The sequence below is a fragment of the Pseudomonas sp. B21-053 genome, from assembly GCF_026016365.1.
Lineage (GTDB): Bacteria > Pseudomonadota > Gammaproteobacteria > Pseudomonadales > Pseudomonadaceae > Aquipseudomonas > Aquipseudomonas nunensis.
This window is the reverse complement of the sequence record NZ_CP087205.1, coordinates 6,509,611-6,522,184: the sequence shown is the minus strand read 5'-3', so window position 1 is coordinate 6,522,184 and position 12,574 is coordinate 6,509,611. Positions and strand designations below refer to the sequence as shown.

Annotated in this window: 10 protein-coding genes; 2 read left to right on the top strand and 8 right to left on the bottom strand. The window is 60.6% G+C overall.

Features of this window, described 5'->3' with window-relative positions; all coding sequences use genetic code 11:
• Positions 1 to 43 precede the first annotated feature (43 nt).
• From LOY68_RS29315 to LOY68_RS29285, 7 genes are all read right to left on the bottom strand, one after another.
• Positions 44 to 223 carry a hypothetical protein gene (locus LOY68_RS29315; RefSeq protein WP_265041311.1) on the bottom strand — a complete coding sequence of 60 codons (180 nt, stop codon included), beginning with the start codon at positions 221 to 223 and terminating at the stop codon, positions 44 to 46.
• Positions 220 to 1,350 carry a PepSY-associated TM helix domain-containing protein gene (locus LOY68_RS29310; RefSeq protein ID WP_265041309.1) on the bottom strand — a complete coding sequence of 377 codons (1,131 nt, stop codon included), beginning with the start codon at positions 1,348 to 1,350 and terminating at the stop codon, positions 220 to 222. Before LOY68_RS29310 ends, LOY68_RS29315 begins: the two co-directional genes overlap by 4 nt.
• A gap of 72 nt (positions 1,351 to 1,422) precedes the next feature.
• Positions 1,423 to 3,852 (bottom strand): TonB-dependent siderophore receptor, encoded by a 2,430-nt coding sequence (locus tag LOY68_RS29305; protein ID WP_265041308.1) that lies wholly within the window; start codon positions 3,850 to 3,852, stop codon positions 1,423 to 1,425.
• Between the two features lie 220 nt (positions 3,853 to 4,072).
• A complete protein-coding gene (locus LOY68_RS29300; RefSeq protein ID WP_265041307.1) occupies positions 4,073 to 5,044 on the bottom strand; it encodes a FecR domain-containing protein in 972 nt (323 codons plus the stop codon).
• Positions 5,041 to 5,559 (bottom strand): RNA polymerase sigma factor, encoded by a 519-nt coding sequence (locus LOY68_RS29295; RefSeq protein WP_054044188.1) that lies wholly within the window; start codon positions 5,557 to 5,559, stop codon positions 5,041 to 5,043. Before LOY68_RS29295 ends, LOY68_RS29300 begins: the two co-directional genes overlap by 4 nt.
• A 198-nt stretch (positions 5,560 to 5,757) precedes the next feature.
• Positions 5,758 to 6,465: a PolC-type DNA polymerase III gene (locus tag LOY68_RS29290; RefSeq protein ID WP_054044187.1), complete on the bottom strand. Its 708-nt coding sequence runs from the start codon at positions 6,463 to 6,465 to the stop codon at positions 5,758 to 5,760.
• A complete protein-coding gene (locus LOY68_RS29285) occupies positions 6,462 to 8,396 on the bottom strand; it encodes a DUF294 nucleotidyltransferase-like domain-containing protein (RefSeq protein WP_320110085.1) in 1,935 nt (644 codons plus the stop codon). The genes LOY68_RS29290 and LOY68_RS29285 overlap by 4 nt, the downstream gene beginning before the upstream one ends.
• A gap of 259 nt (positions 8,397 to 8,655) precedes the next feature.
• On the opposite strand from LOY68_RS29285, the gene LOY68_RS29280 reads away from it, so the two are divergent.
• A complete protein-coding gene (locus tag LOY68_RS29280; protein ID WP_054044186.1) occupies positions 8,656 to 9,102 on the top strand; it encodes a response regulator in 447 nt (148 codons plus the stop codon).
• A gap of 192 nt (positions 9,103 to 9,294) precedes the next feature.
• On the opposite strand, the gene LOY68_RS29275 is transcribed toward LOY68_RS29280, so the two are convergent.
• On the bottom strand, positions 9,295 to 11,472 hold the full coding sequence (locus LOY68_RS29275; RefSeq protein ID WP_265041304.1) for a malate synthase G: 2,178 nt from the start codon (positions 11,470 to 11,472) through the stop codon (positions 9,295 to 9,297).
• A 539-nt stretch (positions 11,473 to 12,011) separates the two neighbouring features.
• Here LOY68_RS29275 and LOY68_RS29270 point away from each other — a divergent pair.
• On the top strand, positions 12,012 to 12,530 hold the full coding sequence (locus LOY68_RS29270) for a glycine cleavage system protein R (RefSeq protein WP_054044184.1): 519 nt from the start codon (positions 12,012 to 12,014) through the stop codon (positions 12,528 to 12,530).
• Positions 12,531 to 12,574: the final 44 nt, after the last annotated feature.

Here is a 12,574-nt window from a genome sequence, read left to right as displayed (position 1 = left end):
CGAGCAGGCTCGCTCCCACAGGGGGATGTGGTGTTCTGGTGGATTAGCGGCGTTGCAGTAGTCCGCGCAGGGCGAGGGCGGCGGGGATGCCCAGGCCCAGCCAGCTCAAGGCATCCCAAATTCCATCCCCCAGCAATGCAGAGAACAACCCCGCAGCGCTCAGCAGAGCAATCACCGTCGGCGTCGCAAACACTTTCCAGAAATTCGACTGCCTCGGTTTCATGCCGTTTGCTCCACTTTGGCGGGCACAGGTTTTGCCGCTCTGCGCCGCACCACCCACAAATAAACCCCGCTGCCGAGCACGATGATGGTCAGTACATCCAACGTCGCCCAGAGGATTTTCATCGGCATGCCGCCGTAATCACCAAAGTGCAGCGGTTGCGACATGCCCATCGCATCCATGTACCACGGACGCTCGGCCACGGCGGTGACCTTCAGCGTGCTGGCGTCGATCAACACCGGAGTCAGCAAGTGCGACGTCAGGTGCGTGCTGCCTTTCATGAACACTGCGTAATGATGTTCGCTGGAGAAGCGCGTGCCGGGGAAGGCGATGAAGTCTGGCTGCATGCCCGGCGCGACGTCCTTGGCGATGTCGAGCAAACGGGTGGCGGGGGCCAGTCGTGTCAGCGGCGGCGCATCGCGGTAGGGCGCGACCATCGCGCTCAGGCTGTCGTTGCGCCACGCGGCGATCAGCAGATCGGCGCAAGCGCTGATCACGCCGGTCACACCGACCACCAGTGCCCAGGTCAGGGTTACCACGCCAATCAGGTTGTGCAGGTCGAGCCAGCGCAAACGGGTGGATTTGTCCTGGCGCACGGTGGCGAATTTCAAACGGCGCATGAACGGCAGGTACAGCACCGTCCCGGAAACGATTGCCGCCACAAACATGATCCCCATGAACGCCAGCAGCAACTTGCCCGGCAGCCCGGCGAACATGTCCACGTGCAAGCGCAACATGACCATCATCAAACCGCCGTTGGCCGATGGCATCTCCAGCGCTTCGCCGGTGCGGGCGTCGAGCATGAAGGTGTGGGACGAGTTGGGTTCGGTGCCAGCGGTTTTCGCCATGATCGCGATCATGCCGTTGGGGTCTTCATCGTCGTAGCCGAAGTACTGCATGACTTCGCCGGGACGATGTTTTTCCGCGGCTGCCACCAACTGCTGCAAATTCAGCTGCGGCGTATCGGCCGGCATGACCTTCAACTCGGCGGCATCGCCCAGCAAATGGTCGATCTCGTGGTGGAAGATCAACGGCAGGCCGGTGAGTGCCAGCATCAGCAGGAACACCGTGCAGATCAGGCTGGTCCAGGTGTGGATGCAGGACCAGCGGCGAATTGTTTTACTTTTCATTTCGTGGCCTTCAGAAATACCAAAGCCGTCCACGAAGGACGGCTTGGTCATAGCGCGTGTCAGGTCAGGCGATTACCACTTGTAAGTGGCGCTGGCGACGACGCTGCGTTGGTCGCCGTAGTAGCAGTAGAAACTGTCGCAAGTCGAGATGTAGTCCTTGTCGAACAGGTTGGTGGCATTCAGTGCCAACGATGCGCCTTTCAGGCTGTTATCCAGACGACCCAAGTCGTAATGCACCGCTGCGTCGAACACCGTGTAGGCGTCAGCCTTGCCCAGCCAGGTGTTGCCCTGATCGCCATAAGTGTTGCCGGTGTAGCGCACGCCGCCGCCTATGCCGAAGCCGTCGAGCACGCCGGTGTGCCAGGTGTAATCGGTCCACAGCGAGGCTTGCTGGTTAGGCATCAGTTGCAGGCGGTTGCCTTTGAAATCGCCTTTTTGCACTTCGGACTTGGCCAGGGTGTAGGCGGCGATGACCTTGAGGTTGTCGGTTACGTCGGAAACCGCTTCCAGTTCCAGGCCCTTGACCTTCACTTCGCCGGATTGGCTGGTGATCGAGATGTTGTCCGAGTTGGTCGTGGTGACGGAGACGTTTTTCTGGGTCAGGTCATACACCGCAGCGGTCAGCAGAGTATTGCTGCCCGGTGGCTGGTACTTGATGCCCAGTTCCCACTGCTTGCCTTCCGTCGGTTTGAACGACTCGGTCGGCGAGGATGTAGCTTTGCTGGTCGGCTGGAACGACTCGGCGTAGGACAGGTAGGGCACGAAGCCCGAGTCGAACACATAGCTGATCGCCGCGTTGCCGCTGAATTTCTTGTCCCGCTCGGTGTTGGTCGCATCGTCCTTGTTGAAGAACTTGGTGCCGGTGTGGACCCAGTCTTCACGCCCCCCGAGGGTCAGGCGCCATTGGTCGAGTGCCATCTGGTCCTGGACGTATACGCCGGTCTGGTAGGTCTTCTGGTCGTAGTCGTAGAACGCCGTCGAACGTGCTGGGCGCTCGATGGGTTGGCCATAGATCGGGTTATTGACGTTGGTGGTCAGACCGTCGCCGAAGATCGAGGTGTAGTTGTTGTTGCTGCGCTGGTGATCGAGACCGATCAGCAGGGTGTGGCGAATGTCGCCGGTGGCGAAGTCACCCTGCAAGTTGTTGTCCACGGCGAACTGGCTGATGTCTTCGTCGACACTGGTGCTCGAGCGACCCACGTTGCCCTGGGCGTCAACCTGGGTGAACGGGTACGCACCTGGCGTCAGCGCCTGGAACGACAGGTCCGACTTGGTGTAGCGCAGGTTCTGCTTGAACTGCCAGACATCGTTGAAACGATGTTCAAAGGCGTAGCCCAGTGCGTAGTAGGTGCGGTCGTAGTATTCCCAGTCCGGGTCGCCCAGGTTTTTGTGATGGGAGATATCGCCGAGCGGCGAACGGATCTTCGTGCCTTGCACCGGCAGGAACTGGCTGGTGATGCCGGTATCGTCGCGGGTGAATTGCGTCAGCAGGGTGAGCTTGGTGTCTGGGTCGATGTTCCAGGTCAGGCTGGGTGCGATGTTGTAGCGCTTGTTGTCGACGTGATCGACCTGTGTGCCGCTGTCGCGCAGGACACCGCTCAGACCGTAGAGAAACCGGCCTTCGTCATCAATCTTGCCGGTGCTGGCAAAGCTGATCTGGCGATGGTTGTCGCTGCCGTATTGCAGCTGGATTTCATTGCTCGACTCGGCGCTGGGGCGGCGGCTGACCATGTCCAGCAGGCCGCCCGGCGGGGTCTGGCCGTACACCGAGGAGGCCGGGCCGCGCAGCAGGGCCAGGCGATCAAGGTTCCAGGTTTCCTGTTTCGGGTTGGAGTAGACGCCCCGGGGCAGGGGCAGGCCATCGAGGAACTGGGTCGGCTCGAAACCGCGCACTCGCAGCCAGTCGTCCCGCGTGTCACTGCCGTAACTGCTGGCGGTGATGCCGGGCATGTAGCGCACGGCGTCATCGAGGTTTTGCACACCGCGATCTTCCATTTGCTGACGGGTAGCGACAGAGATCGAACGCGGTGCTTCGACCAGTGCGGTGTCGGTCTTGGTGCCGGCAGCAGTGCGCGTGGCGACGTAGCCTTCAACTGGACTCCACGCGGTTTCAGCGTTTTCCACACCAATGACCGCGGTTTCCGGCAGGGCCATCACACCGTCGGGCACGGCCACCAGGCTGTAGGTGCCGGTGCTGCTTTGTTCCAGTTGCAAACCGGTGCCGCGCAAGGCTTCACGCAAGGCGCCGGTGGCGTCGAACTGGCCGTTGACCGGGGCGGAGGTCTTGCCCGCCGCCAGGGACGGATTCAGCGACAGCGCCAGACCGGCCTGGCTGGCGATCTGGTTCAGGGTGCTGGCCAACGGCGCGGCCGGCAGGTTGTAGGCGCGAACGCTGGACGCCTGTTCAGCGGCGATCAGTTGGCTGCTGGCCAGGGGGGCACAGAGGGCAATGGCGACCGCCAGCAAACTGGGGCGCAACAAGGTGTCGAGCGAACGGGACATACAGAGGCTCCTGAATGGAAATATTTCTCAATTGCCTAGGTGCCGAACGAGAATGCAAAAGTGATAGGGCTGGATGAAAATAATTTTGATTCGTGATTTGCGGTGTGGCTGCCGGCCTCTTCGCGGGCAAGCCTCGCTCCTACAGTTGATCTGAGGCGAACACAAAACCCCTGTGGGAGCGGGCTTGCTCGCGAAGGCGTCTTACCAGGCTCCGCAGGGCTTAAGGCTTGGCGTCAGCCTTCGCCACCGTCACCCACCACGGCGTGTGCTGTTCGATCTGCACCGGCAAGGTCGGCAGCAGCGCGCTCAACGCCTTGTCAGTGTCGTGCAGCGGGAAGCTGCCAGTGATCCGCAAATCGGCAATCTCCGGCGCCACGCCCAGATACCCACGGCGGTAACGGCCGAGTTCATGCACCAAGTCTTCCAGGCGCGCGTTGTCCACGACCAGCATGCCGCGGGTCCAGGCATCGGCGCCGAGGTTGAGCGCGAGGATTGGCCCCAGGCCGTTGCTGCGCATCAGCACTTGCTGGCCTTCGCGCAGGATCTGTTCTTCCGGGCTCGACTCCGGATGAGCCGCCACCGCCGATTTCAACACGCTCAGCCGCGTGCCTTCGTCTTCGCGCTTGACCAGGAACCGCGTCCCGAGTGCGCGCATGCTGCCTTCGCGGGTTTCGACGATAAACGGCCGGGCATCGCCATGACCGGTTTCGACGAGGATTTCGCCTTCCTGAAGAATGATCCGCCGCTGCTTCTCATCGAAGCGCACATCCACGGCACTGTGGGTGTTGAGATTGATCACGGTGCCGTCGGCCAGGCGCAGGGTGCGTTGTTCACCGGTGGCGGTGCGCTGATCGGCGAGCCAGTAGTCGATGGGCAGGTAACGATCACCGGCGAACAACGCCAAACCGATCACCGCGACAACACTGGCCAAGCCACTGCCAAGCTTGCGCACTCGCCGGCGGATGCTTTCGCGTGATTGCAGCAACGCCGTGCGGGCCGGGCCGCTGGCAACGCTGAAGCGCTGGTCGAGCATGCCCAGTTGGCGCCAGGCGCGGGCGTGTTCTTCGTGGGCGGCGTGCCATTTGGCGAATTCTTCGCGCTCGATCGGGCTGCCGGAATCCAGCGACAATTGCCAGGCAATCGCGGCGTCCAGCACCTGTGCCGACACCGGTTTGGAACTGGCCGGACTCATACCGGTTCACCGTACAGGGCGATGTAACACTGACGAATGCCCTGGGCCAGGTACTGACGCACTCGCGGCACCGAGACCCCCAGTTTTTCGGCGATTTCGCCGTGGCTCAGGCCATCGAGACGGTTATACAGAAACGCCGCCCGGGCCTTGGACGAGAGTTTGCCGAGCAGGCGGTCGATGGCCTTGAGGTCTTCGAGGATCATTTGCTGTTCTTCCACCGACGGTTGCTCGCCTTCGGGAATCAGCATCAGTTCGGTGAGGTAGGCCTGTTCCAGCGCGGCGCGACGGAAATAGTCGAACAGCAGACCCTTGGCGATCGCCACCAGGAATGCCCGGGGTTCGCGCGGTTCCTTGAGTTCGTCACGACCGAGGAGGCGAACAAAGGTGTCCTGGCTTAGGTCCTCGGCCCGTTGCGGACAGGCCACATTGCGGCGCAGCCAAGCCAATAGCCAACCGCGATGGTCGCGATATAACGCACCGACGAGCTCGCTGTGGGGGCCTTGGACTGACGACACGTAGCATCACCGATTGGGAAGTGTTAACTAACGAGAATTGTTCGCGATTGTGGCAGAGGCGGGGGAGGTAAGCAATTAACGCTGGTCGGGAGACCGCGTTATCGTTCTTCGCGGGCAAGCCTCGCTCCTACAGGTCAAAGCATCAATTCTGTAGGAGCGAGGCTTGCCCGCGAAGGCGCCAGAACAGGCGCCGGAGATTCAGAACGAAGGCGCCCGCTGCCGCCGTTTCCACTGGCTGATCCGCTGCTGCAGATTCAGCGGGCTATGAATCTGCTGCTGCCGCGCACGACTGAACAGAATCAATGCCAGTTCCGCCGTGGCCAACGCATCGGCGCTGGCGTTATGGCGCTCGAAGACTTCAAGCTTGAACCACTCAATCCACTCATCCAGCCCGGCCTCGCGAATGTTCGCCTGCGGGCAGAGCAGCGGCGCGATGTCCGCCACATCCAGAAACGGATGCTGCAACTTGTAGCCCAGATGATCTTTCAGCGCGCGCCCGAGCATGTGCTGATCGAACGGCGCATGAAACGCCAGCACCGGACTGTCGCCGAGGAACTCCATGAACTCCAGCAACGCCTCGGCCGGGTCGCTGCCGGCGGCGATCGCGCTGGGCCCCAGGCCATGGATCAGCATGCTCGGCGCCAGTTTCATATCGACGCATTGCAGGGTGCGTTCGAATTGCTGGCTGAAATCGATCGCGCCGTCCTCGATCACCACGGCGCCGATGGACAGCACCCGATCCTTGTTCAGGTTCAGCCCGGTGGTTTCCAGGTCCAGCACCACCCAGCGCTGCTCGCGCAGGCTGCATTCGCTCAGTCCGGCGCCGACCGGCAATTGCTGCAGTCGCTGTTGCAGAGCCTCGGGTAGCAGCGGGGTCGCCGGGCGCAACCATGAAAACAGGCTCATAGCTGATACCGCAGGGCCAGGCTGCTTTGCAGGCGTTGGGCCTGGCGCAGGGATTCACGCAGGATGCGCCGGTCCAGATGATTGAGGATGTCGGGATCGACGCGGTTGGAGTAGGGCAAGTTCTCCCGGGTCTGTAGCTGATGTTGCTGCATGCGGGTTTGCTGAATGAAGTGATAGGCCTCTTCGTACGCAGCACCGTCCAGCGGATCGATGATTTCTTTATCCACCAGTTGCCGAAAGCGTTCCTGAGTGTTGTTGGCTTCGATGCCATTCGCCAGCGCGAGCAATCGGGCGCCATCCACGAACGGCGTCAGGCCCTGGACTTTCAGGTCCAGCGTGGCTTTCTCGCCATTCTTGCGCGCCAATACGAACTCTCGGAATCGTCCTACGGGCGGACGGTTGCGCAACGCGTTCTCGGCCATCATCCGCTGGAACAAACGGTTGTCGGCCACCTGATCGAGAATCCCTCGACGCAGTTGTTCGCAGCCCTGTTCGTCGCCCCAAACCACCCGCAAGTCGAAATAAATGCTCGAACCCAGCAGGTTCTCCGGCGTCGCCTCGCGGATAAACGCCGCGAACCGCCGCGCCCATTCGGCCCGGGACAAACACAGCTCGGGATTGCCGGCCATGATGTTGCCCTTGCACAGGGTGAAGCCGCAGAGCGCCAGGCTGTGGTTGATCTGTTGGGCGATGGGCAACAGCTTGCCGCGAAGCTCGGCGGCATGCGCCGCGTCCCGCGCTTCGAACAGAATCCCGTTGTCCTGATCGGTGTGCAGCGTTTGCTCGCGGCGGCCTTCGCTGCCGAAACACAGCCAACTGAACGGCGCGCCCGGGTCGCCTTTCTCGGCGAGGGTCAGTTCGATCACCCGGCACACGGTGTGGTCGTTGAGCAGGGTGATGATGTGAGTGATCTGGGTCGAAGACGCGCCGTGGGCGAGCATGCGCTCCACCAATTGGCCGATTTCGCCGCGCAGTGCCACCAGGTTTTCGACTTTCTGCGCGCTGCGGATGGTCCGCGCCAGGTGCACCAGATCGACCCGTTGCAGTGAAAACAGATCGCGCTCGGACACCACGCCGCACAGTCGCTGGTCCTTGACCAGGCAGACGTGGGCGATGTGCCGTTCAGTCATGGCAATCGCAGCGTCGAAAGCGCTGTGATCCGGGGTCAGGAAAAACGGTGCCCGGGTCATGTGGCGCTCGATGGCTTCGTTGAAATCATTGATGCCTTGCGCCACCACATGGCGCAGGTCGCGCAGGGTGAAAATGCCCAGCGGTGCTTTCTGTTCGTCGACGATCACGATGCTGCCGACCTGCTGCTCGTGCATCAGGGTCACGGCTTCGCGCAGTGGGGTGATCGGACTGCAGGTCACCGGGTGCCGCATGGCCAGTTCGCCCAGCCGGGTGTTCAGGGAATATTGCGTGCCGAGGGTTTCCACGGCTTTTTGCTGGACCTGCTGGTTGACCTGATCCAGAAGACTGCTGACCCCGCGCAGGGCGAAGTCGCGAAAGGTATTGGAGAGGGCGAACAGCTTGATGAAGGCCAGTTTGTTCAGTTGCAGGCAGAAGGTGTCTTCGGCGGCCAGGTGTTCAGTTCGGGTCGCGCGTTCACCCAGCAGCGCGGCAAGGGGGAAACACTCGCCGGTGGTGATTTCGAAGGTGGTTTCGGTGCCGCCCTTGGCCGTGTGCGGGCGTTCGCCGACGACTCTGCCTTGTTTGACGATGTAGAAATGCTCAACCGGACCGTCGGCGGGTTTGATGATGCTGTCGCCGGGCGCATAGAAACGCAGCTGGCATTGCTCCACCAGGTAGGCCAGGTGTGCATGTTCCATTTGATTGAAGGGCGGGAAACGCTGGAGGAATTGCAAGGTGCCCTGGATGTTTTGCAATACCGCGGTTTTCCCTGCCTGGGTGAAGGCGTCCGCTTTACTCATCACTATTACCGCAGTCTTTTTTGAATTGTTGTTGTCGGATTGTTCAGCCATGGTCGGCCCCTGTGCGCAGGGTGCCCATTGGACGTAAGTCTAGGTAGCCGGTGGATATGGCTATATTTCGGATATGCCCTACGCCCATTGTGGGAAAACGTCTCATTTTTCCTCTAGGCAAAATATCCGACGAAGTGCACATTGAAGCTCTGCTTAGCGATGTCTGACCACTGTGCTAGGGGATTGAATAGAAAACGTAGAGAAAGCCATGTCCGACCACGATATTTTGAGTGACGCCGAGCGCGAGGCGCTCAGTGCGATCATGCTGGAGCCTGATCTTCCGCCGCAGCGGGTGCTGATTGTCGATGACGACAAAGATGCCCGGGAGCTGCTATCGGAGATTCTTGGTCTGGACGGTATTCGCTGCATGACCGCTGCCAGCGGCGAAACCGCACTCAAGATGCTGGACGAGAAACCTTCGATTGGACTGGTAATTACCGATCTGCGCATGGGGCATGTGGATGGCCTGGAATTGATTCGCCAGGTGCGCGAGTCGGTCCGGGCGGCGATGCCGATCATCATTGTGTCTGGCGATGCCGACGTCGGAGACGCGATTGCCGCGATGCACTTGAGCGTGGTGGATTTCCTGCTCAAGCCGATCGATACCGGCAAGTTGCTGGCGTTGGTCAAGCATGAGTTGGGGATGGAGCCTTAGTTCAACCCTGTGAACGCCGCACATCCCCTGTGGGAGCGAGCCTGCTCGCGAAGGCAGCGTGTCAGCCAATATTTATTTCAACTGACACTCCCTCTTCGCGAGCAGGCTCGCTCCCACAGGGGAAAGCACTCACAAATAAAAAGGCCCTGATCCGAAGATCAGGGCCTTTTTTTGTGCGGCATCAGCGCTCAGTTACAGGCCATTGGCAGCCTTGAACTCGCGACGACGACGGTGCAGGACCGGCTCGGTGTAGCCGTTCGGCTGCTTGGTACCTTCGATCACCAATTCGACCGCCGCCTGGAAGGCGATGTTGCTGTCGAAGTTCGGCGCCAGCGGACGGTACAGCGCGTCATTGGCGTTCTGGCGGTCAACCACCGGCGCCATGCGCTTGAGGCTTTCCAGGACCTGATCTTCAGTGACGATGCCATGACGCAGCCAGTTGGCGATGTGCTGGCTGGAGATCCGCAGCGTCGCACGGTCTTCCATCAGGCCGACATCATTGATGTCCGGCACTTTCGAACAGCCCACGCCCTGGTCGATCCAGCGCACTACATAACCAAGAATGCCCTGGGCGTTGTTGTCCAGTTCGTTCTTGATCTGCTCTGCGGTCCAGCTCGGGTTGACGGCCAGCGGAATGGTGAGGATGTCGTCCACCGAGGCGCGCGCACGTTTGGCCAGTTCGGCCTGACGGGCGAACACATCAACCTTGTGGTAATGCAGCGCGTGCAGCGCAGCGGCGGTCGGCGATGGCACCCAAGCGGTGTTGGCGCCAGCCAATGGGTGAGCGATTTTCTGTTCGAGCATCGCCGCCATCAGGTCGGGCATCGCCCACATGCCTTTACCGATCTGGGCGCGACCTTGCAGGCCGGTGCTCAAACCGATATCGACGTTCCAGTTTTCGTAGGCGCCGATCCACTTCTCAGCCTTCATGTCGGCCTTGCGCACCATCGGGCCGGCTTCCATGGAGGTGTGGATTTCGTCGCCGGTGCGGTCGAGGAAACCAGTGTTGATGAACACCACGCGCTCGCTGGCAGCCTTGATGCAGGCCTTGAGGTTGACCGTGGTACGGCGTTCCTCGTCCATGATCCCGACTTTCAGGGTGTTGCGCGGCAGGTCGAGCACGTCTTCGATGCGCCCGAACAGCTCGTTGGTGAACGCCGCTTCTTCCGGGCCGTGCATCTTCGGCTTCACGATGTAGACCGAGCCGGTGCGGCTGTTCTTGCGCGAGCTGGTGCCGTTGAGGCTATGGATCGCCGCGAGGCAGGTCACCAGACCGTCGAGAATGCCTTCCGGCACTTCGTTGCCATCTTTGTCGAGAATCGCGTCGATGGTCATCAAGTGGCCAACGTTGCGCACGAACAGCAGCGAACGACCGTGCAGGCTCAGTTCCTTGCCATCCACGCCGGTGTAGGTACGGTCGGCGTTCATGGTGCGGGTAAAGGTCTGACCGCCCTTGGAGACTTCTTCCGACAGATCGCCCTTCATCAGGCCGAGCCAGTTGCGGTAGATCACCACTTTGTCATCAGCATCGACGGCGGCGACGGAGTCTTCGCAGTCCATGATGGTGGTCAGTGCGGCTTCCATCAGGATGTCTTTGATGCCGGCGGCGTCGGTCTGGCCGACCGGGGTGCTGGCATCGACCTGGATTTCGAAATGCAGGCCGTTGTTTTTCAGCAGGATCGCGGTCGGTGCGGCGGCGTCGCCGTGGAAACCGATCAACTGAGCATCGTTGCGCAGGCCGGTGTTGCTGCCGCCTTTAAGGGCGACCACCAGTTTGCCGTCAACGATCTTGTAGCTGGTGGAATCGACGTGGGAGCCAGCGGCCAAAGGCGCCGCTTCGTCGAGGAAGGCGCGGGCGAAGGCGATGACCTTGTCGCCGCGAACCTTGTTGTAGCCTTTGCCTTTTTCCGCGCCGTCAGCCTCGCTGATGGCGTCGGTGCCGTAGAGCGCGTCGTACAGCGAACCCCAGCGGGCGTTCGAAGCATTGAGCGCAAAACGCGCGTTCATCACCGGCACCACGAGTTGCGGGCCGGCCATGCGGGCGATTTCGTCATCGACGTTTTGCGTCGTTGCCTGGAAATCGGCCGCTTCTGGCAGCAGATAACCGATGTCTTGCAAGAAGGCTTTATAAGCCACGGCGTCGTGCGCCTGACCGGCACGCGCGTGGTGCCAGCCATCGATACGAGCCTGGAAATCATCGCGTTTGGCGAGTAGGGCTTTGTTCTTCGGCGCCAGGTCATGAATGACCTTATCGGCACCGGCCCAGAACTTATCGGCGGTGAGGCCGGTACCGGGAATGGCTTCGTTGTTCACGAAGTCGAACAGGACTTTGGCGACCTGCAGGCCACCGACTTGAACGTGTTCAGTCATTGCTTGCCTCACTCTGCTCAGCTATTTCGCTTTTCAGCTCTTCAATTTTGACAATGAAGCCTCTGGCCATTTAAACCACAAACCCGTCCGCCAGTACATGCCCTTGCGGGCGGCTGGGTTCGGTCCAATCAACGGCTTGGAGGCCTTGCTGACGGGGCTTTCAGGGTTGCGAGTGTGCCGGTGGCAGACATCGATCCAACGTTATGTAGTGCGCGCTGCGGCATACTACATGATGAATTGCGCTTGTGAAAATTAGACTAATTACGTCGTTCTGCGACCCCATGACGCATTGCAGTCATGTCGGGGAACAGGATGTTCTCAAAAAACTATTGGATTGTTCCAGTTAAATATAAAAACTTGTACACGATTTGTGTTTTGGTAGGGTATTGGTGGTGTGCCGTTCGCGGGCAAGCCTCGCTCCTACAGGGGTTACGCAATCCCTCGTAGGAGCGAGGCTTGCCCGCGAAGGCGTCTGACCTGCCAGCGCAGAATCAGCCCTTGCCTATACTTCTCTTTCTATAACAAAAGAGGGCTGCGCCATGGACCACCTCGTACTCACCGTATTCGCACCGGACAAGCCAGGGCAGGTCGAGCGCATTGCCCAATGCATTGCCGAGCACGGCGGCAACTGGCTGGAAAGCCGCATGTCGCGCATGGCCGGGCAGTTCGCCGGGATCCTTCGGGTGGGCGTGCCGGCCGAAGCCTACGATGAATTGGTCGATGCCCTACAAGCGTTGTCCACCCATGGCATTCGCGTGTTGATTGCTGAAAGCGGCATCGAACAATCCTGCACCTGGAAGCCGATCGCCATGGAACTGGTGGGCAATGATCGGCCAGGGATCGTGCGCGACATCACGCGCTTGTTGAGTGAGCAAGGGGTGAACCTCGAGCGTCTGGTCACCGAAGTGCGCCCGGCACCGATGAGCAGCGAGCCGTTGTTCCACGCCGAGGCAATTCTCGCGGTGCCGCTGACCTTGTCCCTGGATGTGCTGCAAACACGCCTGGAAACACTGGCCGATGACTTGATGGTGGAATTGGTGCTGCGCAGCGATCCTTAAAACGGGTTATCCAAGTTAAACGTGCACCTGCCTGTGGATAACCT